The organism is Pantoea sp. X-Soil-ISGK-285, from assembly GCF_059730815.1.
In genome coordinates this window covers 84476-103902 of sequence record NZ_AP035939.1, presented here as the reverse complement: position 1 = coordinate 103902, position 19427 = coordinate 84476, and the positions used below count along the sequence as shown (strand labels likewise).

The following is a 19427-nucleotide window of genomic DNA, read 5'->3' as shown; positions in this document are numbered from 1 at the left end:
GGTCTCAGGCTGCATTGTTAACTGCCCCTGACTTCACTCAGCGTTTCCAGCGTGCCGGAATGCCACAACTGCACATCGTTACGTCCGGCGCGCTTGACCTGATACAGCGCCTCATCGGCGCATCTCAGCCATTCATGAATTGTCGCCGCATCGCATGCCGGTGCAATCCCGATACTCACCGAGCACTGAAAGGTAGATGAAGCCGGCAGCCGCAGCAGGGCAATACCCTGTCTGATCTGCTCTGCCAGCAACATGATGCTGGTTTCATCCGCATCCCGCACAATCACACACAGCTCATCGCCGCCAAAGCGGGCAGGTATATCTTTCAGGCCGACGCTGTCACGCAGCAGTGCCGAGATTTCTGCCAGCAGGAAGTCGCCGGCTTCATGCCCGAAGGTGTCGTTAACCTGTTTGAAGTGATCGACATCCAGCAGCATCAGCCAGGCTTTACCCTCACCTCGCTGGGTACGTAAAAACTCGCTTTCAAGCCGCCGCTCAAACAGACGTCGGTTAGGTATTTTCAGACCAGGATCCATCAGCGCAATGCGTTCCAGCTCCTGATTCTTCTTTCGCAGACTCAGGGTCAGATTGTGTGAAACCACGCTGAGCGCCAGCAGATAGCCGCTGGCGAGCGGCAGAGTCAGCCAGACGGTGCGGGTAGAGAAGGTCAGCTGCAAAGGCGCCTTTTCGGCTAACCAGGCCAGTAAAAAGGTCAACAGAAAGGCCTGCAGAGCAGACTTTAGCTGAACCCAACCACCCGCCGAGTAACGATCAGAGATCAGTACCGCCATAATAATAATTGAAGGAAGCGGACTCAGCGCCATGGCTGCCACCCAGAAGCCGCCGAAAGCGGCATCCAGTGTCAGATTCTTACGTTCAAAACCCGTGGGATCGCGCGATCGCAATGCCAGTCTGAAGGCGGCATAGGGCCAGACAAACGCATTAGTAAACAGCAGTGCGCAGAGTTCCAGGCTTTTTCCCATCTCCATCAATACTGACAGAATGGGCAGGAAACAGAGAAAGGTGCCGAGCTGGCGCATCATGAACATGCGGCGCACAAATCGCGTCGATCGGCGCTTCAGCTGAATATCGTCAGGAGTGTAGTAATTCATATGCAGACTGAAGCAGCAACAGGTTATGGCAGTTTATCGGCAATTAATGAATTAAGGTAAACTATTTACAGAATATTCTTATTGCGGGTCGCGAAGGGGATCTAATCAGGCTTTGACTTGTGTGCCTGGGACGATGGCAGTCAGGGAACAATTGCAGTAATGTGAGAAGATACCGCGCGCCATGAATACGCGCGGAGGCTTTTTATCGGCGGCCTTTAACCACTGAGGCAGACCAGTTGAAATCGCTGACTTCGCTGGCGGTCATTGAAGAAGGTTTTTTCTTACGCAGCGGTTTTTTCTTCTCCTTCTCAGCCTGCGCCCTCTCCTTCTCCAGTTTGCTGGTCATGATGATCTGACGAGCTTCACTATTGAATTCTTTCTCTTTTTTGCTATCAGGCTCTTTACCGGTTCGTTGACGGTACTTCTCGGCCAGGCCCTTATAGGTTTGCTCGACGGCCAGTCGTTCATCAGCGTTGAACTGATCAATGGAAATCATCTTTTTATCGTTCATAGCGGCGTGTCCTGTGGCGAGTTATTCCGGCAAGTGTACCGCATTTGCGGTCCGTTAACGCAGGGAATGGCATTAATCCGGTGAGCTGCTGATTCCGTCAGCACACACAGCCCGGTAATTTCTCTGAAACCTGCGTTTAGCCCTGTAAAAAATAGGGTTATCTCTTAATATAAAACTAATGTTCATCAGGTTTACTGGCAGTGACCACGTACTGCCGAGGAGCTGAAGGAATGATAAAAGAGACCGATCGCCTGTCACAGGCATTATTACGGCGGCATGGGATTGGCGTTAAACAGAAACGTATACACTTCCGTGGCAGGGATCTGCTGTTTCAGCTGCACAACGCCCGCTATGAGGTGTTCAACGGCGATCGCTGTATTGCAACCGTCGATACCAACAATATCAATGAAGCCATTAAGCAGTTTAAAGCGCTGGACCAGCCTGGGGAGAAATAGCCATGCCAGACTATCGTCTGTTTCAGAAAGAGCAAACAGTCAGAGCCGTGAACACTGAGCGGCAGGATCAGCAGGACGCGTTAATGGCTGATGGCTATAAGATGGTGTGGGACGTGGTGCATGCCGATAACGCCGATAACGCCGATGCCGCGCTATCAGCAATTGCGTCACGAAGAGGATAATGCTGAGCAGAGTTTCGCAACCGATTCAGTTTCAGGTAGCCTGATGAACCTGATATCCCGCTGAGTCAGTGCGGGGCTGAAGGTATAAAGCCAAAGTTACTGTTAATTCATGCTGTGGTGATTAGAATAAAGGAAATTTCCCGAATACAGGTTTCTGATGAAAATCACCATTCACAAAGAAGATGAGCTGTTTATGCACAACTTCTTTGCTGCGCCATGCCACACCGTTGAAACAGACTCACCACAGGCACAACAGATTCAGCAATCGCTTCAGCTGGCCATCCAGCAAAAAGGTGCAGAGGCTGATGGCGACTGGAAACGTAGTCTGACTTTTCTGATTCTGTTTCTCTTTTTATATGCTGCGCTGGGTGCCTCGCTGACGCTTGATCTCAGCACCACTGGCACGCCTCATAAGAGTATTGAATATGCGCTGGAAGCGATTCCGGTGCTGATCGCTTTCTCCGGCTTCTTCATCTCTATTCTCTATCTGTTCCTGACCCGCGCCAGCGCGCGTAAACAGCGTAACTGGGAAAGGACTATCCTGGTGCTGGAGAAATACTCCATCGGAAATCTGTTTAAAGCGACGCATACCCAGGGCGGTGGTACCAGCAACTACTCCGTGCCCAACCTTTCTATTTCGCTCGCGCTGTTTATCTGCCTGACCTGGCTGGTGATTTATAACTATCTGACATTTACCACCAGCGGAGTGTTTGGCAGTGTCATCTCCCTGTTTATCAGCACCATGGTTTATGTGATTCTGGATATTCAGCTGCTTAAGCCTTTTACCCATGTTGTTGAGAAAGAAGAAGCGGAAAAGAGTGACACGGATAAAGAGCAGGATTAACTGCACCCCGTAAACGTCAAAACAGATACCCGGTCAATGAGCCGGGTATTTTTTTTTCTAATCAGAACGATCTTGCTGCAAGACCCCTGCTGCACGGAGTTCAATGAGGTGGGTTGATATTAAAGCATTTAAGTATGTTGTAACTATATGCAGGGCTTTATCTTTCGGGTTCATCCCGTGTAAAAGTCTGACGGCCCGCTTTCACAGCGGGCCGTATTCATCACCAGTGGGTTTTCTGCATATCGATGACAAAACGATATTTCACATCACTGGTCAGCATACGTTCAAAGGCAGTTTCGACCTCTTCACCGGTGATCATCTCAACATCAGCCGTGATATTGTGCTGACCACAGAAGTCGAGCATCTGCTGTGTTTCCTGAATGCTGCCAATCGAGGTGCCACTGATGCTCAGGCGACGAAACACCATCGGTGTCACATTCGGTGACGGATGAGGTTGATCGGGAATGCCCACCAGCACCAGCTGACCATTGGTTTTCAGTGCACCGAGATAAGGATCGAGGTCGTGTGGTGCAGCGACACAGTCCAGAATGATATCCAGTGACGCCTGGCAGTCAGCCATTTGTGCGGCGTCTCGTGAGATCACCACGTTCTTAGCGCCGAGCCGGCGTGCATCTTCCCCTTTCGCCGGAGAAGTCGTAAACAGGGTGACTTCTGCGCCCAGTGCGCTGGCCAGTTTAACCGCCATATGGCCCAATCCTCCCAGCCCGACCACACCCACACGATCGCCTGCTTTGACTTTAAAATGCTGCAACGGTGACCAGACGGTCACGCCAGCGCACAGCAGCGGTGCCACCGCATTCAGTGCCAGATTGTCGGGCACCGTGACCACAAAATGCTGGTCGGCGATGACATGCTGCGCATAGCCACCTAATGTCGTATTGCCGGTGTATTTATCCGTGCCGTTGTAGGTCGGCGTGAAACCCGCCTCACAATATTGCTCTTCCTGCTGCTGACAGAAATGGCATTCACCACACGAGTCGACCATCACGCCCACGCCAACCGTATCCCCGGCGGCAAATTTAGTGACGTTGCCGCCCACTGCCACTACGCGTCCGACAATTTCGTGACCGGGAACCAGCGGATAGCGGCTGACTCCCCATTCATTACGGGCCATATGCAGATCGGAGTGACAGACACCGCAGTAAAGAATTTCGATTTTCACATCGTCAGACTGCAGCTCGCGTAACTCTACCTGTCCTGCCCGCAGCGGCTGGTCTGCCTGGGACGCTATCAGCGCATTAATTTTCATCTGTTGCCTCTTTTCACCTGGTGGTCGTAAAGAAAGCGGCCCACTATAGACACACGGAACCCCATTTGGTAGTAGTTACCTTTTGGTTACCATCATGTCTGGGAAGTCACTATGCCGGTCTGGGTTGAAGGAAAACTTTGCTTTTATGCGGATTCACCGCCGCGCCGCCTGCTGGAACTCTTTTCGGTGAAGTGGAGCACGATGGTGCTGCATGCGCTCTATCACTGGCCGGAAAACCGGGCACGCACGGGTGAACTGGAGCGCAGCCTGCAGGGTATTTCGAAGAAGATGCTGATTCAGACGCTGCGTGAGCTGGAGCAGCGCGGACTGGTGTCGCGTCAGGTGTGGCAGGTGGTGCCACCAAAAGTGGAATACAGCCTCACGCCGCTGGGGCATACCTTCGCCCAGCCGATTGAGCAGATGTATCAGTGGGGACTGGAGAATCAGGCTGCGCTGGATGAAATGGAACATCACGCGCGCAGCCATCAGGAGAGTGGCGGATAGAAGGCCGCCAGTTCTCACGCAGTGCAGGCTTAATCGAACGGGAATTCGCGCGCCAGCACGCGGGAAATGACATTCAGCGCGCCTTCATCATTGTTGCTCTGCGTCTGATAGCGCGCCACAGCAGCGACCGAATCAGCGGCATTGGCCATTGAGAAACTGAAGCAGGCCTGACGCAGCATCTCAATATCATTGGCGCTGTCACCAATTGCCAGCACTTCGCAATCGCTGATGCCCCACTTTTCCTGCAGCAACGCAATGCCATGAGCCTTATGACAGCCGGGAATAATGAGATCAATAAAGCCAAAACCGCTGGATACCGGATGCATGATGTTTTCCAGCTCGCCCAGACGGGAATGCAGTCTTTGCAGCAGTGCATCAACCCCTTCGTGCTCCAGCTTCAGCGAGAATTTGAAAATGGTGTCGTCGATGGCATAGAGGTCATCGCGTTTTTCCAGCCGGTGATAGTGGTTTGCAAGCATTGCCATCACCTCATCAGAGGTGGATGAATGCATATAGGCGCCGTTGCGTCCACAGACCACGACCGCGATGTCAGGTTCATGCGCCAGGATATCGAGGATCTTATGCACTTTCTCCTGAGCTAACTCTCCGCAGAAGATCTCTTCATTACAGTCAGAAACCCATGCGCCATTTTCCGCCACGAAAGCGATCTCATCTTTGATGTCGGGAAAATAGCGCTGCAGCTGGTAATACTGATTACCACTGGCCACCACAAAACGGATGCCCTTCTGCTTCAGCAGCGCATACTGACGTGAAAACCGCTGAACGTTGTACTGCTTATTGTCGTCCAGAAAGGTGCCGTCCATATCCACCGCAATCATCTTAACCGCCATCTCGCCTGCCCCTATACGTTCGCCGTTCTGTCCTTTCGGCTGATTGATTTGATTCATAAAGCTTACTCGCTGTGTGGATTAATGAGAATGCAAATAGTGACTTTGCTAACGGCTTTCAGAGCGTTCCGGTTCCGGAGTTGTGTTATCACGCACGTTTTTTTTCGTTAAAAGGATGTTAACCTCAGTCGAATATTACGAATGAAGGTTATTTTAATTACATTCGTAACTCAACCCCCAGATATTCAGGAGCACGAGATGCGTGAAGATTCCCGATCAACCCCTTTACCTGACGACGTCAAAACCGCTATTCGCGAGATGAAACAGCAGTTACGTCAACAGATTGGTGATGTCGATGCCCTTTTCCGTCAGGTTTGCGACAACATCACTGCTGCGATTGCAGAAGCAAAAGCAGATGAAAAGCGCACGGGCAGTGCCTGGCCGGTAGTGCCCATGCAGGACATTGCAGCGGGAAAGGTTTCGGATGAAACCCGGGCGCTGATTAAACGTCGCGGCTGTGTGGTAATTAAGCAGCACTTCACGCGTGAGCAGGCGCTGGCATGGGATAAGTCGATGCTCGACTATCTGGATCACAACCGGTTTGACGAACACTATCGCGGCCCCGGCGATGACTTTTTTGGATCGCTGGCCGCCTCCCGCCCCGAAATCTATCCGATTTACTGGTCACAGGCGCAAATGCAGGCGCGACAGAGCGCGGCAATGGCTGACGCGCAATCTTTTCTGAACCGGTTATGGAAGTCTGAATCACAGGGCAAGCAGTGGTTTGACCCGGATGTCAGCGTTATCTATCCCGATCGCATCCGTCGCCGCTTGCCGGGCACCACCTCGAAGGGATTAGGCGCCCATACCGATTCCGGCGCGCTGGAACGCTGGTTACTCCCCGCGTATCAGCAGGTTTTCAGTAAGCTGTTTCACGGTGATTTTGCCGCTTACGACCCCTGGGATGCAGCTCACCGCACCGAAGTGGATGAGTATGATCTGCCGGGTACCACCAAATGTTCCGTGTTCCGGACCTTTCAGGGCTGGACCGCACTCTCCGATATGATCCCCGGTCAGGGCCTGCTGCACGTGGTGCCGGTGCCGCAGGCGATGGCCTATGTTCTGCTGCGCCCGCTGCTTTCAGACGTACCTGAAGATGAACTGTGCGGCGTCGCGCCGGGCCGGGTGTTGCCCGTTAATGAACAGTGGCATCCGCACCTGATTGCAGGACTCTGTTCGATACCGGCCTTAGAGGCGGGCGATTCGGTATGGTGGCACTGTGATGTGATCCACGCCGTTGCACCGGTTGAAGATCAGCAGGGCTGGGGCAATGTGATGTATATCCCCGCTGCACCTATGTGTGACAAAAACCGCGCCTATGCCCGGCGGGTTGCACAGGCCCTGGAGCAGGGACGTTCACCGGGAGATTTTCCGCCAGAAGATTATGAAACAGAGTGGGACCAGCGTTTTACGCTGCAGGATCTCAATCTTAACGGACGCCGATCGCTGGATTTGTCCTGATCCCAATCCCGCGTTGTACACCAGCGCGGGATATCCCTGTTACACTGGAGCTCTTTTTTTCTGCGAAACGCAATTATGAACCCGCGACATCATCAGATTATTCAACTGGTTAATAGCCGGGGCAGCGTAACGGTCAGCGAACTGGCGCAGCTTACCGGGGTTTCTGAAGTGACGGTGCGTCAGGATCTCACGCTGCTGGAACGCGACCGACTGCTGCGGCGGGTTCACGGTTCCGCGCTGGCGCTGGACAGCGATAACGTCGGCACCCGCATGAATACCCGCTATCCCATCAAGCAGGCACTGGCACGACATGCGGCCAGCCTGGTGCAGGCGGGTGAATCGGTGTTCATTGAAGGTGGCAGCACCAATGCGCTGCTGGCGCGTGCGCTGGCTGACCGCGCCGATCTTACGCTGATTACCGTCAGTCACTATATTGCCCAGCTTCTTCGGGAAGCCGCCTGTGAGGTGATTGTGCTCGGTGGCCTGCTGCAGAAAAGCAGTGAGTCGGTAGTCGGCCCGCTGACGCGTTATTCCATCCAGCAGGTTCATTTTCACCGGGCATTTGTTGGCGTGGATGGCTGGCATCCCGAAACTGGTTTTACTGGCCGCAACATGCTGCGCTGTGATGTGGTGGATGCCGTGCTGGCGAAAGGCGCTGAGAGCTATGCCCTGACCGACGCCTCCAAGTTTGGTCAGATTCACCCCTATCCGCTTTCATCCGGTTTTCAGGTCGGGCACGTGATTACCGATGAGACGCTGGATGCGGCGACGGTAGCGCAGCTCAGGGAACAGGCGATAGAGGTGATACAGATCGCCGCAGGTTAAGCAGAACGGCCGGGGCCTTTAGTAACGGAGTCCCGCAGCATCAGGCTGGCCGTGAAAGGTGCCTGAGTATGCCAGTCTCCGCCATCCAGCATGGTCAGCAGGCGGTTAATCGTCTCATCGATCATCTCGGTGACCGGCAGTTTCATGCTGGATAACGACGGCGTGATGAAGGGCGCCAGCGGAATATCATCGAAGCCAATCACCGAAACCTGCCCGGGTACCGCGATGTTGCATTCAGTCAGACGCTTGATTGCGCCAATCGCCATCTCATCATTACTCGCCACCAGCGCGCTGAATGTCACCCTGCGTTCCAGCAGCATGTCCACGGCCGCCATACCGCTCTGCGCCGTCCATTTGCCCGTCACGATTCGCCGGGAATCGGCTTCAATGCCCTGCGCGGCCAGCGCAGCGTGATAGCCGGAAAGCCGCTCCACGCCGGTCGGCGAATCGAGCGAACCGGTGATAAACGCGATCTCGCGATGCCCCTGATTCAGCAGATGGCTCACCGCCGCAGCGCTGCTGGCGTGCTGATCGCTGTAAATGCAGTAGCTATGGTTGACGCGCAGCCGCCGGTTGATCACCAGTATCGGCTGCTTGTGCCGGGAGATAATCGCATCCAGCGCGTCAATGCTCAGGAAGCGCGGATAGATAATAATGCCGTCACAGCGCAGATCGAGCAGAAACTGTATCGCCGCCTCTTCCTGCTCAGCGGTGTGTTTGCCGTCCGCCAGAATCAGCTGGCGGCCCTGCTGCTCCAGTATGCGCGCGGAGTGTGCCATTAGTTCAGTGAAGTAGCTGCCGCTGTAGAGCGTATTGGTGATCACCAGTCCAATGGTCTGAGAGGTTTTTGTCGCCAGGTTGCGCGCCAGCAGATTGGGCCGGTATCCGGTTTCGGCAATCGCCTTCAGTACTTTTTCGCGCTTTTCCTGCCCGACATAGCCATTGCCCGAGAGCACACGTGACACTGTCGCTTTTGAGACGCCCGCCCTGTTTGCCACTTCCTGAATCGTTGCCATGGTGATGCTCCTTTGCTGCGTCGTCCTGCAGTCTACCTAAGCCTCTCAATCTTGGAAATATTTACCCCGCCTTAGTATGAAGTTACCTGGCAGCATCAGGTGATGGAGTTCACAAAAAAGAGATCTTGATGATTTTGGCGCTTGTCGGCGCTGTGAAAGCACTTCATGATTTTGTGAAACCGGTTTCCTATTTGCCTGTCCGCAGGCGCAAAAACATAAAAACTTTAACCGATTTACCCTACAGAGAAGAGCGATCATGCCCAGAAATTATGCCGAGGTGTCACGCGCCATCGTCGATGCGCTAGGCGGCCTCACCAATATCGAAGCCGTAACCCACTGCATGACCCGCCTGCGGTTTGTGTTGAAAGATGAAGCTCAGGTCGACTATCCCCGGCTCAAGGCGATCAATGGCGTTATGGGCGTGGTGCACAACGACACTCAGTGCCAGGTGATCATTGGTAACAACGTGTCACAGGCTTATCAGGCGGTGCTGGAGCTGGGATCGCCCGCAGCGACATCGACTGCACCCGTGAAACGTAAAATCACGCTGCGAGGCATCGGCGCAGGGATTCTTGATGCGCTGGTGGGCACCATGTCGCCGCTGATTCCGGCCATTATTGGCGGGTCAATGGTTAAGCTGCTGGCGATGATCCTGGATATGGCGGGCGTGTTTGAGAAAGGCTCATCAACGCTGGTCATCCTCAACGTGATTGGCGATGGCGCATTTTTCTTCCTGCCGATCATGGTAGCCGCCTCTGCGGCGCTGAAATTCAAAACGAACATGTCGCTGGCGATCGCCATTGCCGGTGTACTGGTTCATCCCAATTTTGTTGAGCTGATGGCGAAAGCGGCACAGGGTCAGGCGGTGGAATTTGCTTACATCCCGGTGACCGCAGTGAAATATACCTATACGGTGATCCCGGCGCTGGTGATGACCTGGATCCTGTCGCACATTGAGCGCGGCGTGGATCGTATTACCCCTGCCGTCACTAAAAACTTCCTGAAACCGATGCTGATTGTGCTGATTGCGGCACCCATCGCGATTGTGCTGATTGGTCCGATTGGTATCTGGATCGGCAGCGGCATCTCCGCGCTGGTCTACACCGTGCATGGCTATCTTGGCTGGCTTTCCGTCGCGATTATGGGCGCAATCTGGCCGCTGCTGGTGATGACCGGGATGCATCGGGTGTTCACCCCCACCATCATCCAGACCATTGCCGAAACCGGCAAAGAGGGCATGGTGATGCCGTCAGAGATTGGTGCCAACCTCTCGTTGGGGGGATCGTCGCTGGCGGTGGCGTTCCGGACCAAAAACCGTGAACTGCGCCAGACCGCGCTGGCAGCGGCGGCATCAGCGATTATTGCCGGCATTTCAGAACCGGCGCTGTATGGCGTTGCGGTCCGTTTAAAACGACCGCTGATCGCCTGTCTGATCAGTGGTTTTATCTGTGGCGCGGTCGCGGGCATTGGCGGGCTGGCCAGCCACTCCATGGCCTCTCCCGGCCTGTTTACCAGCGTACAGTTCTTCGATCCCACCAATCCCATGAGTATTGTCTGGGTCGGTGCGGTCATGGTGTTGTCTGTGGTGCTCTCATTTGTGCTGACGCTGCTGTTAGGTTTTGAAGATATTCCTGAAACCGAGCCTGAAACCAAAACCGCACCAGAAAGCGCAACGCAACCTGCGCCCGTTACCGAACGCGCTAACGCGATTAATAGCCACTAAAGGAAAGGGTCATGCTGACCCGGAAAAGAGGATTGCATGTCTGATTCAAGGTTTCCGCAAGGATTTTTATGGGGCGGCGCACTGGCCGCCAACCAGTGTGAAGGCGGCTTTCGTGAGGGCGGAAAGGGCTTAACCACCGTCGACATGATTCCACATGGACTGCACCGTATGCCGGTCAAACTCGGTCTGGAAAAGCGTTTTACCCTGCGTGACGATGAATTTTATCCCAGCCATGAAGCCATCGATTTTTATCACCGCTATCCGGAAGACATTGCGCTGATGGCGGAGATGGGGTTCAGCGTGTTCCGCACGTCGATTGCCTGGAGCCGTCTCTATCCCAATGGCGATGAACTGACGCCCAATCCGCAAGGCATCGCCTTTTACCGCGCGGTCTTTGAGGAGTGCCGGAAATATAATATCGAACCGCTGGTCACGCTCTGTCACTTTGATGTGCCGATGCATCTGGTGACTGAATATGGCTCGTGGCGCAATCGCAAAATGGTCGACTTTTTTGCCCGCTATGCCCGCAGCTGCTTTGAGGCGTTTGATGGCCTTGTGAAATACTGGCTGACCTTCAATGAGATTAATATCCTGCTGCACAGCCCCTTTTCCGGCGCCGGTCTGGTGTTCGAACCCGGTGAGAACAAGGATCAGGTAAAGTATCAGGCGGCCCATCATGAACTGGTCGCCAGCGCGCTGGTGACGCGCATCGCGCATGAAGTGAATCCGATGAACCAGGTCGGCTGCATGCTGGCAGGCGGCAACTTCTATCCCTGGTCGAGCAAGCCGGAAGATGTCTGGGCTGCGCTGGAAAAGGATCGCGAAAACCTGTTCTTTATTGACGTGCAGGCGCGTGGGGCCTATCCGGCCTACGCCGCCCGCGTATTCCGTGAAAAAGGTGTGACGCTTGAGATCGCTGACGGCGATGACGACATTCTGAAAAACAGCGTCGATTTTGTCTCGTTCAGCTACTACGCCTCACGTTGCGCCTCGGCAGAAATGAACGAGCAGAACAGCAGCGCCGCCAATGTGGTGAAATCCCTGACCAATCCCCATGTACCGCGCAGTGAGTGGGGCTGGGGTATCGATCCGCTAGGCTTACGCATCACGATGAATATGATGTATGACCGCTATCAGAAGCCGCTGTTTCTGGTGGAGAATGGCCTGGGCGCGCGCGATGAGATCGAATCAAATGGCGAGATCAACGATGATTACCGCATCAGCTATCTGCGCGAACATATCCGCGCCATGGGCGACGCGATCGAGGATGGCGTGCCAGTGATGGGTTACACCAGCTGGGGCTGTATCGATCTGGTTGCCGCCTCAACGGGTGAAATGAGCAAGCGCTACGGATTTGTCTATGTTGACCGCGACGACCTGGGTAACGGCACGCTGGCGCGCACGCGGAAGAAATCCTTCTGGTGGTACAAAAAAGTCATTGCCAGTAATGGTGCGGATCTTGAGTGACAACGTCACTTAAAATCTATCGTCATGCTGTTACTGGCGCGACAGCAACGCCGGAACAGAACGCTTATTTCTGCCGTTGTACTCCGGCAGTAATTATCGTATAACCAATGTCTCCGAGGGGTGTCCTGTAATGGGCTGAGATGGCGTAAGCCGAACCCTTTGAACCTGATCTGGGTCATGCCAGCGAAGGGACGGGTCGGCAGATTTTCTGCGTCATCTCCTGCAACATTCCCTGTTCCAGACCGTATGCCCGGATCTCCCTGTTACTGGAGATCCTATGTCACATCCGCTTTTCGACACCGGCTTTTATGGTCGTCTGCGCCAGCAGGCGGGCAGTCAATGGCACGCCTATATCGGGCACGATTTTGTGCGGCAACTCGGTCAGGGCACCCTGCCACCCGCCGCCTTCCGCCACTATCTCACCCAGGATTATCTGTTTCTGTTGCACTTCGCCCGTGCCTGGGGCCTGCTGATCAGCAAACTTTCCGAGCCAGCAGCCTTACGCAGCGCAACGGCATCGCTTAACGCTATCGTCAGCGAACTGCCACTTCACCAGGCTTACTGCCAGCAATGGGGCATCAGCGAGGCGGCAATGGCGAGCGAACCCGAGGCAGTGGAAACGCTCAACTACACCCGCTACGTGCTGGACGTGGGTCACACCGGGGATGCGCTGGAGCTGCTGACCGCGCTGATGCCGTGCGTTGCCGGTTACGCTGAAATTGGCCTGACACTACTGCATGATCCCGCAACCCGCTTTGAGGGGAATCCTTACGCGGCATGGATAGAAAATTACGGCGACGAAGCCTATCTGGCTGGCGTTCGCTCCTCAATTTCACTGTTTGAAACCCTGGCCCGGCAGCGCGCCGGTGAACACCGGTTTAACCCGCTGGCGGAGATCTTCACCACCGCGACCCGGCTGGAAGCCGCTTTCTGGCAGATGGGTCTCAACCATGCTGCCGCCCAGCGGATCAGCTCATGAACCTGCCGTGCAGTCCGGTGCCGCCAGGCATTTCAATTCGCCAGCTCAGCCTGAATTATGGCCAGCAGCCACTCTTCAGCCAGCTTGATCTGGAGATCGCGGGCGGTGCTTTTACCGCTTTACTGGGTGCCAGCGGCGTCGGAAAAAGCAGCCTGATGCGGGTCATTGCTGGTCTGACGCCACCCACCGCCGGGCAGGTCAGCGGCAGCGACGGCCTGCCACTGACCGGACGCATCGCCTGGATGGGGCAACAGGATCTGCTCTATCCGTGGCTCACGGTTGAACAAAATGTCTGTCTCGCCAGTCGTCTGAGAGGTGAAAGGGTTGATCGCGACTGGGCGCAGCATCTGCTGATGCGGGTAGGTCTGAGCCACTCTGCGAACGCGCGACCCGCGACACTTTCCGGCGGGATGCGTCAGCGCGCCGCGCTGGCCCGCACCCTCTACACCCGTCAGCCCGTTGTGCTGATGGATGAGCCCTTCTCCGCACTGGATGCACTCACCCGCCCTCAGATCCAGACGCTGGCCGCAGAAGTGCTGGTCGGACACACCGTGCTGCTGATTACCCATGACGCCGCCGAAGCCTGTCGGCTCAGTCACCACGTGCTTATGATCGGTTCTGCGGGAATTGAAACCTGCCCGCCCCTGGCGGGCCAGCCACCGCGGGCTGCAGACGACATACAGGTATTGCAGAGTCAGGCCGCATTGCTGAAGCAGCTGAGCAGGATAGCGGGATGAGATTACACAAAGGTTTTGCCGGTCTTCACCGTGGAGTGATGCTGTTTGCCGGACTAATTGCGCTGTGGTGGCTCGCCACACTGACTTCGGTTCCGGCCTTTCTGCTGCCCTCACCCGCTGCGGTCGCCATCGCACTGTGGCAAAACGCAGGTTATCTCGGCCATCACACTTTGATTACCCTGACCGAGATCGTCAGCGGCATGGCCCTCGGCGTGCTGCTTGGGAGCGTGCTGGCGCTGGGCATGACCTTTTCGCCATGGCTGCAGCGCTGGATGATGCCGCTGGTGATCACCAGCCAGGCGATTCCGGTTTTTGCCCTGGCGCCGCTGCTGGTGCTCTGGTTTGGTTTCGGCATGGGCGCCAAAGTCGCGATGGCCGTCCTGGTGATCTTCTTCCCGGTGACCTCCGCCTTTTTTGATGGCCTGCGTCACGTCACGCCCGGCTATCTCGATCTGGCTCGCACGCTGGGCGCATCACCTGCAGCGCAACTGCGCCATGTCCGGCTGTTAGCCGCGCTGCCCGCCCTGGGCTCAGGATTGCGGATGGCGGCAGCCGTCGCGCCAATAGGCGCAATCATCGGTGAATGGGTCGGCTCGGCCGAAGGGCTGGGCTACGTGATGCTGAATGCCAACGCCCGGATGCAGAGCGACCTCTGTTTCGCCGCCTTGTTTATTCTGGTGCTGATGACGCTAGCCCTGTGGCTGACCCTCGACATCCTGCTGCGCCGCCTGATTAGCTGGGCACCTGAGACACATTAATGACTAAACCAATGAGACAACCCATGACAAAAATGCCTCTGTTTACCCTGCTGTTCAGCGCCACTTTAGCCACACAGGCTCAGGCGATGGAGAAACTGACACTGGTGCTCGACTGGTATATCAATCCCGATCACGCACCAATTATGGTGGCCCAGCAGACCGGCGCGTTTGCGGCAGAAGGGCTGGAGGTTAACATTGTGCCACCTTCCGATCCGGCGCTGCCGCCGCGTCTGGTGGCAGCCAGGCAGGCGGACTTAGCGATTACCTATCAGCCGCAGCTGCATTTCTTCGCCGATCAGGGATTGCCCTTGATGCGGGTGGGGACGTTAATTAACAGTCCGCTGAATACGCTGATGACGTTAGACGAAACGGTAAAAAAACCAGCCGATTTAAAAGGGAAACGTATCGGCTATTCGGTCAGCGGCATTGAACAGGCGACGCTGGCGACCATGCTGAACCATGATGGTGTTAAGGCCGATCAGGTTAAGCTGGTTAACGTCAATTTCCAGCTCACCAGCGCCCTGATGACCGGGCAAGTGGATGCGGTTATCGGCGGCTATCGCAATATCGAAGCGCTGGAGATGAAACAGCACGGTAAAAACCCGGTAGTCTTCAACGTCGAGGATTATGGTGTTCCGGCCTATGACGAACTGATCATCGTCGCCAACCGTGATGAGGCACACTCGGAGAAAATCAAAAAGTTTTTGCGGGCACTGAAGAAGGGTAATGCGCAGTTGCAGGCGCACCCGGAGGAGAGCTGGCAGGCCTTTGCCCGCGCGCATCCGGAGCTGAACACGCCGCTGAATCATCAGGCATGGCGTGCCACCCTGCCGCTGTTTGCCGCCGATCCGGCAAAACTGGATCGCGCACGCTATCAGGCTTACGAGCAATTTCTGTTTGATAACAAGCTGATTAAAAGCATCACGCCGGTTGAGCGCTACGCCACCGGCAGTGAGTAATAAGAGAGCCCGCAACGATCGCTGCGGGCCATTTGCCTGGCATCACTTCTGATAAAGCCAGTGTTCAATATCGCTGGCTGGCAGCGGTTTAGAAAAGAAGTAGCCCTGGATTTGATCGCAACCGTAAGTTTTCAGCAACGTCAGGGTGGCTTCCGTCTCAACGCCCTCGGCCAGCACGGTGTAGTTCAGCTCTTTCAGCATCTGAATAATGCATCTGACGATGATTTTTGATGCGTCATCTTCACCCATACGCGAGATCAGGGATCGGTCGATCTTAATCACATCCAGCGGGATATCCTGCAGATAGCTGATGTTGCTGTAGCCAGTGCCGAAATCATCCAGCGAGATCACAAAGCCGTGTGATTTCAGCGCTTCCAGCCCGCTGATCGCCACATTGGTTTTGGTGATCAGTTCATTCTCCAGGCACTCAATGCCCAGAATAGAATTGGGTAACTGAGCCGCCGCTAATTTTGCCACCAACAGATCGGCAAAATCGGGCTTTGCGAAGTCGCGTTCGCTGACGTTGATCGAAACCGGAATCAGATCGTATTCGCGATCCCAGCGCGCAAGCTGCTCAATGGTGTGATCGATAACCCAGTTGGTCAGATCGGAAATCAGGTTGGTTTTACCCGCTAACGGAATGAATTCTGAAGGGAAAAGCTCGCCCCGCTCAGGATGATTCCAGCGGATAAGCGCCTCCAGCCCGACCGTTTTACCGCTTTTGAGACACACTTTAGGCTGCCAGGCCAGGTAAAGCTCTTCGTCTTTATTCAGCGCCTGAGCCAGATCGTTCATGATCATAAAGTCATCGGTGCGCCGCGAGTCGTAACTCTCTTCAAAACACATTGCACTGATGTTCTCATCCACCGCCTCATGCAGCGCGCTCACGGCCTGACGCACCGTTTCATTGGCATCCATCTGGCCCGGTACAAACTCTGTTTCACCGGTAAAGACATCCAGGTCGAGCGTGATATTTTCCGCCAGATCGGCCTTCATGCCCTTAAACAGGTCGATCATGTTATGTGCGGTATAACGACCCGAGTAGGGCTGAACAATGGCAAAACGGCCTGGAGCGAAAGTATAGAGCGTTTCATTCTCCGGAAGATTGAGCCGGTGAGCGACATCCTGCGCCATCTGCTTTAGCAGTTTCTCCATCGGCGCAATGCCCACCGCACGGGAAAGCTCATAGGCGCGAATGATGTCGAGGCAGTCGATAAGAATCAGGCGAAAGCGGCTCTGTGGTGCGACAAGGGTCAGTTGCTGAATATCACGAATCAGACGTGGGCGATTCGGCAGGTGCGTAATGACGTCGGCAAAACCCGCATTGTTCCAGGCATCCAGAAATGAGGTGACCAGCGTAGCCAGTGAGCGCAGCGTAGCGAGTTTCTCATCCGTAAAGGGATGTGGCTGGGTGTCGGTGACGCAGAGCGTGCCCAGCACCGCGCCGTCTAGGTTCTGCAGCGAGACACCGGCGTAGAAACGAATATGCGGATCGCCTTTCACAAACGGGTGCGTGACAAAGCGCTCATCCAGTAAGGTGTCATACACCACCAGATGTCCCTCACCATCAATGACGTGGCGGCAAAGAGATTCATCACGGGTCGATTGCTTAAGATCGAAGTTGCGGGACGCTTTAATATATTGGTTATGATCGTCAATAATTGAAATGAAGCTGCCAGAAATACCCAGCACCTGGCTGGCGAGATTAACGAATCTTTCCAGCACCTTATCCCGGGCTTCATCCGGGGACAAAAGTGCCTTGATCGCACTCAGACGTTTTACGTCGCTGCCATTTTGCTCGTTATGCACTGAAACCTCTCCTATGCAGGCGCAAAAATCGAAAATAATTTAGCTCAGGAATGCTCAATTAGCGCCCAATTATCAGATAAATAGCGGCTCAATCTGACAGTACTTTCACAGTGAAACAGTGTCGCATGATATCTGATCGCTGTCGAAATCATTTAACGCTCTTCTTTCATGCGCGCAACCTGCGGCGACTCCGTCCTGAAGCCCAGACCGATAAGGCGTCCCAGTACAAAACGCAGAAACGGCAGGCGCTGGATAATCGCGGGAACCTTGCTGCTTCCCGTAGGTTTTCTTTTTGCTTTGCTGCGGCTCATTTTGATCTGCAAAAACTGTGTGGCGACGGTAGGGAACTGACGGCGCTTCTGCACTTTTTCCAGGTCGCGCAGCTGCAGTTCTCCTCGCTTCAGAGGATCGGTCAAAAGATTCGCCGTCGCTACCGCATCCTGAATCGCCAGATTTACGCCAACCCCACCAATCGGCGACATGGCATGCGCCGCATCACCAATGCAGAGAACACCGGGTTTCGCCCACTTATCCAGGCGGTCAATCCGTATCGACAGCAGCTTAAAGGCTTCCCAGCTCTCGATTTCCGCCATGCGCGTCGCTTCAAAGGGCGACAGGGCCGCCACTTCTGCTTTAAACGCGTCGAGTCCGGCGGCCTGTTTCGCTTCAAACTCCCCTTTCGGAATGGTCAGTCCGCACTGCCAGTAGTCGCCGCGATCGATAACAATAAAGTTCTGGCGTGGCCCTTTATGCCCCATACCCAGATCGGGATCCTGCGGCTGTTTACTTAAGCGGAACCAGATGACATCGCGTGCTGCGCCGAATTCCTGTCCGGTCAGTCCTGCCGCTTCGCGTACGCGTGAATGGCGGCCATCTGCACCGACCACCAGTTTACAGCGGATGTGCAGTTGCTGATTCCCGCGGGAAGCTATCACACCACTGACCTTGCCATTTTCAACATTCAGCGACTCAAAAGAGGTCGACTGCAGCAGGCTGAAGCCCGAATACCGGGCGCTCTGTTCAGCCATATAGTTCAGGAAATCCCACTGCGGCATAAAGGCGATAAAACGGCACTGAACCGGCAGGCGTGAGAAATCAGCCATCGTAATACTCTGTCCGCCGATTTCCGCCTCCAGCTTTTCAGCACGCTGATGCGGCAGCGTCAGGAAAGATTCCAGCAGACCCAGCTGATGCATAATTTCCAGCGTCGAGGGATGGATGGTGTCACCGCGAAAATCGTGGAGAAAATCGGCGTGCTTTTCGATCACCACCACGCGCAGGCCTGCGCGGGCGAACAGATAACCCAGCATTAATCCGGCCGGGCCACCGCCGACGATACAACAGTCAGCGGTGAGAATTTCAGTGGAATGTGGCTGCATGTCAGCTCCCTGTCACGCCAGTATTGCTATGATTATTGCGTCGACCGTGGCGACATTGCCGCAGTCGGTCGGGGATATTGTGCTCAGGCTAATCACTCAATGCGATTAATATCAACTGAAAACTGCCGAAGACCCGATCCTGTCCTCAGCAGTCAGGAGACCATCATGAACGTGATCCGCAACACGCTGTTTATTCTGCCGCTGTTAAACCCGCTGATTGTGGCAGCCGCACCCTACGACACGCTGAAGTTTGCGCTGCGTCAGCAGCAGATAACTGACGATCTGCGCCAGAAGTGCCAGTTATTACCAGCCATCTCCGATGAAAAACTGCGTCAGACGTTTCTTAACGATAAGCAGAACCAGAAGCAGAATCAGGTCACGCTGACCGCGGCGGCTCAGGCGCTGAAAAACCAGGATGATCCAGCCTACCGCGAACGCATGGCGCAAGTGGTTTGTCCACCACAGACGAATTAACCCTTTACCCCGATGAAATTGATCCTGACGTTTGTTTTCACCTTATCACTCAGT

20 protein-coding genes and 1 riboswitch are annotated in these 19427 nt (G+C 54.9%); of the genes, 13 read left to right on the top strand and 7 right to left on the bottom strand.

What is annotated here, in order from left to right; translation table 11 throughout:
• Window positions 1–17 precede the first annotated feature (17 nt).
• Window positions 18–1112 (bottom strand): sensor domain-containing diguanylate cyclase, encoded by a 1095-nt coding sequence (locus tag AC6I8B_RS19765; protein WP_157353185.1) that lies wholly within the window; start codon window positions 1110–1112, stop codon window positions 18–20.
• Window positions 1113–1314: 202 nt separating this feature from the next.
• Window positions 1315–1623 (bottom strand): hypothetical protein, encoded by a 309-nt coding sequence (locus AC6I8B_RS19760; protein WP_010247001.1) that lies wholly within the window; start codon window positions 1621–1623, stop codon window positions 1315–1317.
• Window positions 1624–1853: 230 nt separating this feature from the next.
• Here AC6I8B_RS19760 and AC6I8B_RS19755 point away from each other — a divergent pair, with 230 nt between their 5' ends.
• The 3 genes from AC6I8B_RS19755 (at window position 1854) to AC6I8B_RS19745 (ending at window position 3104) form a co-directional block, all read left to right on the top strand.
• Entirely contained in the window at window positions 1854–2078 is a 225-nt protein-coding gene (locus AC6I8B_RS19755) for a hypothetical protein (protein ID WP_010670434.1), read from the top strand.
• A gap of 2 nt (window positions 2079–2080) precedes the next feature.
• Entirely contained in the window at window positions 2081–2260 is a 180-nt protein-coding gene (locus AC6I8B_RS19750; RefSeq protein WP_232526456.1) for a hypothetical protein, read from the top strand.
• 157 nt (window positions 2261–2417) lie between these two features.
• Window positions 2418–3104, top strand: coding sequence for a RipA family octameric membrane protein (locus AC6I8B_RS19745; RefSeq protein ID WP_010246994.1), 687 nt, complete (start codon window positions 2418–2420; stop codon window positions 3102–3104).
• A 220-nt stretch (window positions 3105–3324) separates the two neighbouring features.
• Here AC6I8B_RS19745 and AC6I8B_RS19740 read toward each other — a convergent pair whose 3' ends face one another.
• On the bottom strand, window positions 3325–4374 hold the full coding sequence (locus AC6I8B_RS19740; protein ID WP_157353186.1) for an NAD(P)-dependent alcohol dehydrogenase: 1050 nt from the start codon (window positions 4372–4374) through the stop codon (window positions 3325–3327).
• 111 nt (window positions 4375–4485) lie between these two features.
• Here AC6I8B_RS19740 and AC6I8B_RS19735 point away from each other — a divergent pair, with 111 nt between their 5' ends.
• Window positions 4486–4878: a winged helix-turn-helix transcriptional regulator gene (locus AC6I8B_RS19735; RefSeq protein ID WP_010246990.1), complete on the top strand. Its 393-nt coding sequence runs from the start codon at window positions 4486–4488 to the stop codon at window positions 4876–4878.
• Window positions 4879–4907: 29 nt separating this feature from the next.
• Here AC6I8B_RS19735 and AC6I8B_RS19730 read toward each other — a convergent pair whose 3' ends face one another.
• Window positions 4908–5729, bottom strand: coding sequence for a Cof-type HAD-IIB family hydrolase (locus tag AC6I8B_RS19730; RefSeq protein ID WP_139016403.1), 822 nt, complete (start codon window positions 5727–5729; stop codon window positions 4908–4910).
• A 255-nt stretch (window positions 5730–5984) separates the two neighbouring features.
• Between AC6I8B_RS19730 and AC6I8B_RS19725 the strand changes: the two genes are divergently transcribed.
• Window positions 5985–7247, top strand: coding sequence for a DUF1479 domain-containing protein (locus tag AC6I8B_RS19725; protein WP_157353187.1), 1263 nt, complete (start codon window positions 5985–5987; stop codon window positions 7245–7247).
• 75 nt (window positions 7248–7322) lie between these two features.
• On the top strand, window positions 7323–8072 hold the full coding sequence (locus tag AC6I8B_RS19720) for a DeoR/GlpR family DNA-binding transcription regulator (protein WP_022624416.1): 750 nt from the start codon (window positions 7323–7325) through the stop codon (window positions 8070–8072).
• On the opposite strand, the gene AC6I8B_RS19715 is transcribed toward AC6I8B_RS19720, so the two are convergent.
• Window positions 8069–9088, bottom strand: coding sequence for a LacI family DNA-binding transcriptional regulator (locus tag AC6I8B_RS19715; RefSeq protein ID WP_111534245.1), 1020 nt, complete (start codon window positions 9086–9088; stop codon window positions 8069–8071). The genes AC6I8B_RS19720 and AC6I8B_RS19715 overlap by 4 nt on opposite strands.
• 256 nt (window positions 9089–9344) lie before the next feature.
• On the opposite strand from AC6I8B_RS19715, the gene ascF reads away from it, so the two are divergent.
• The 6 genes from ascF to AC6I8B_RS19685 all read left to right on the top strand — a co-directional run bounded on the left by ascF (window position 9345) and on the right by AC6I8B_RS19685 (window position 15711).
• Window positions 9345–10811: a PTS cellobiose/arbutin/salicin transporter subunit IIBC gene (ascF, locus tag AC6I8B_RS19710; RefSeq protein WP_052271342.1), complete on the top strand. Its 1467-nt coding sequence runs from the start codon at window positions 9345–9347 to the stop codon at window positions 10809–10811.
• A gap of 36 nt (window positions 10812–10847) precedes the next feature.
• Entirely contained in the window at window positions 10848–12278 is a 1431-nt protein-coding gene (locus AC6I8B_RS19705) for a 6-phospho-beta-glucosidase (RefSeq protein WP_157353189.1), read from the top strand.
• Window positions 12279–12384: 106 nt separating this feature from the next.
• Window positions 12385–12487, top strand: a riboswitch (TPP riboswitch).
• Window positions 12488–12555: 68 nt separating this feature from the next.
• Window positions 12556–13257, top strand: coding sequence for a thiaminase II (gene tenA, locus AC6I8B_RS19700; protein ID WP_157353191.1), 702 nt, complete (start codon window positions 12556–12558; stop codon window positions 13255–13257).
• On the top strand, window positions 13254–13994 hold the full coding sequence (locus tag AC6I8B_RS19695; protein ID WP_497817775.1) for an ABC transporter ATP-binding protein: 741 nt from the start codon (window positions 13254–13256) through the stop codon (window positions 13992–13994). Before tenA ends, AC6I8B_RS19695 begins: the two co-directional genes overlap by 4 nt.
• Window positions 13991–14752 carry an ABC transporter permease gene (locus AC6I8B_RS19690; protein WP_157353195.1) on the top strand — a complete coding sequence of 254 codons (762 nt, stop codon included), beginning with the start codon at window positions 13991–13993 and terminating at the stop codon, window positions 14750–14752. Before AC6I8B_RS19695 ends, AC6I8B_RS19690 begins: the two co-directional genes overlap by 4 nt.
• A gap of 23 nt (window positions 14753–14775) precedes the next feature.
• Entirely contained in the window at window positions 14776–15711 is a 936-nt protein-coding gene (locus AC6I8B_RS19685) for an ABC transporter substrate-binding protein (RefSeq protein ID WP_157353196.1), read from the top strand.
• Between the two features lie 42 nt (window positions 15712–15753).
• Here the strand turns inward: AC6I8B_RS19685 and AC6I8B_RS19680 are convergent, their stop codons facing one another.
• A complete protein-coding gene (locus AC6I8B_RS19680) occupies window positions 15754–17520 on the bottom strand; it encodes a sensor domain-containing phosphodiesterase (protein ID WP_332837880.1) in 1767 nt (588 codons plus the stop codon).
• Window positions 17521–17672: 152 nt separating this feature from the next.
• Window positions 17673–18899, bottom strand: coding sequence for an FAD-dependent oxidoreductase (locus AC6I8B_RS19675; RefSeq protein ID WP_157353197.1), 1227 nt, complete (start codon window positions 18897–18899; stop codon window positions 17673–17675).
• A gap of 165 nt (window positions 18900–19064) precedes the next feature.
• Here AC6I8B_RS19675 and AC6I8B_RS19670 point away from each other — a divergent pair, with 165 nt between their 5' ends.
• Complete coding sequence (locus AC6I8B_RS19670) at window positions 19065–19373, top strand: YicS family protein (RefSeq protein WP_157353199.1); 309 nt, start codon at window positions 19065–19067, stop codon at window positions 19371–19373.
• The last annotated feature ends 54 nt before the right edge of the window (window positions 19374–19427 follow it).

What these genes read in the sequence shown, in the direction of transcription:
- AC6I8B_RS19730 (WP_139016403.1), bottom strand. Translation starts at nt 5,729, where the DNA reads ATGGCGGTTAAGATGATTGCGGTGGATATGGACGGCACCTTTCTGGAC.
- AC6I8B_RS19765 (WP_157353185.1), bottom strand. Translation starts at nt 1,112, where the DNA reads ATGAATTACTACACTCCTGACGATATTCAGCTGAAGCGCCGATCGACG.
- AC6I8B_RS19685 (WP_157353196.1), top strand. Translation starts at nt 14,776, where the DNA reads ATGACAAAAATGCCTCTGTTTACCCTGCTGTTCAGCGCCACTTTAGCC.
- AC6I8B_RS19755 (WP_010670434.1), top strand. Translation starts at nt 1,854, where the DNA reads ATGATAAAAGAGACCGATCGCCTGTCACAGGCATTATTACGGCGGCAT.
- AC6I8B_RS19750 (WP_232526456.1), top strand. Translation starts at nt 2,081, where the DNA reads ATGCCAGACTATCGTCTGTTTCAGAAAGAGCAAACAGTCAGAGCCGTG.
- AC6I8B_RS19725 (WP_157353187.1), top strand. Translation starts at nt 5,985, where the DNA reads ATGCGTGAAGATTCCCGATCAACCCCTTTACCTGACGACGTCAAAACC.
- AC6I8B_RS19740 (WP_157353186.1), bottom strand. Translation starts at nt 4,374, where the DNA reads ATGAAAATTAATGCGCTGATAGCGTCCCAGGCAGACCAGCCGCTGCGG.
- ascF (WP_052271342.1), top strand. Translation starts at nt 9,345, where the DNA reads ATGCCCAGAAATTATGCCGAGGTGTCACGCGCCATCGTCGATGCGCTA.
- AC6I8B_RS19760 (WP_010247001.1), bottom strand. Translation starts at nt 1,623, where the DNA reads ATGAACGATAAAAAGATGATTTCCATTGATCAGTTCAACGCTGATGAA.
- AC6I8B_RS19715 (WP_111534245.1), bottom strand. Translation starts at nt 9,088, where the DNA reads ATGGCAACGATTCAGGAAGTGGCAAACAGGGCGGGCGTCTCAAAAGCG.
- AC6I8B_RS19705 (WP_157353189.1), top strand. Translation starts at nt 10,848, where the DNA reads ATGTCTGATTCAAGGTTTCCGCAAGGATTTTTATGGGGCGGCGCACTG.
- AC6I8B_RS19670 (WP_157353199.1), top strand. Translation starts at nt 19,065, where the DNA reads ATGAACGTGATCCGCAACACGCTGTTTATTCTGCCGCTGTTAAACCCG.
- AC6I8B_RS19675 (WP_157353197.1), bottom strand. Translation starts at nt 18,899, where the DNA reads ATGCAGCCACATTCCACTGAAATTCTCACCGCTGACTGTTGTATCGTC.
- AC6I8B_RS19695 (WP_497817775.1), top strand. Translation starts at nt 13,254, where the DNA reads ATGAACCTGCCGTGCAGTCCGGTGCCGCCAGGCATTTCAATTCGCCAG.
- AC6I8B_RS19745 (WP_010246994.1), top strand. Translation starts at nt 2,418, where the DNA reads ATGAAAATCACCATTCACAAAGAAGATGAGCTGTTTATGCACAACTTC.
- AC6I8B_RS19690 (WP_157353195.1), top strand. Translation starts at nt 13,991, where the DNA reads ATGAGATTACACAAAGGTTTTGCCGGTCTTCACCGTGGAGTGATGCTG.
- tenA (WP_157353191.1), top strand. Translation starts at nt 12,556, where the DNA reads ATGTCACATCCGCTTTTCGACACCGGCTTTTATGGTCGTCTGCGCCAG.
- AC6I8B_RS19735 (WP_010246990.1), top strand. Translation starts at nt 4,486, where the DNA reads ATGCCGGTCTGGGTTGAAGGAAAACTTTGCTTTTATGCGGATTCACCG.
- AC6I8B_RS19720 (WP_022624416.1), top strand. Translation starts at nt 7,323, where the DNA reads ATGAACCCGCGACATCATCAGATTATTCAACTGGTTAATAGCCGGGGC.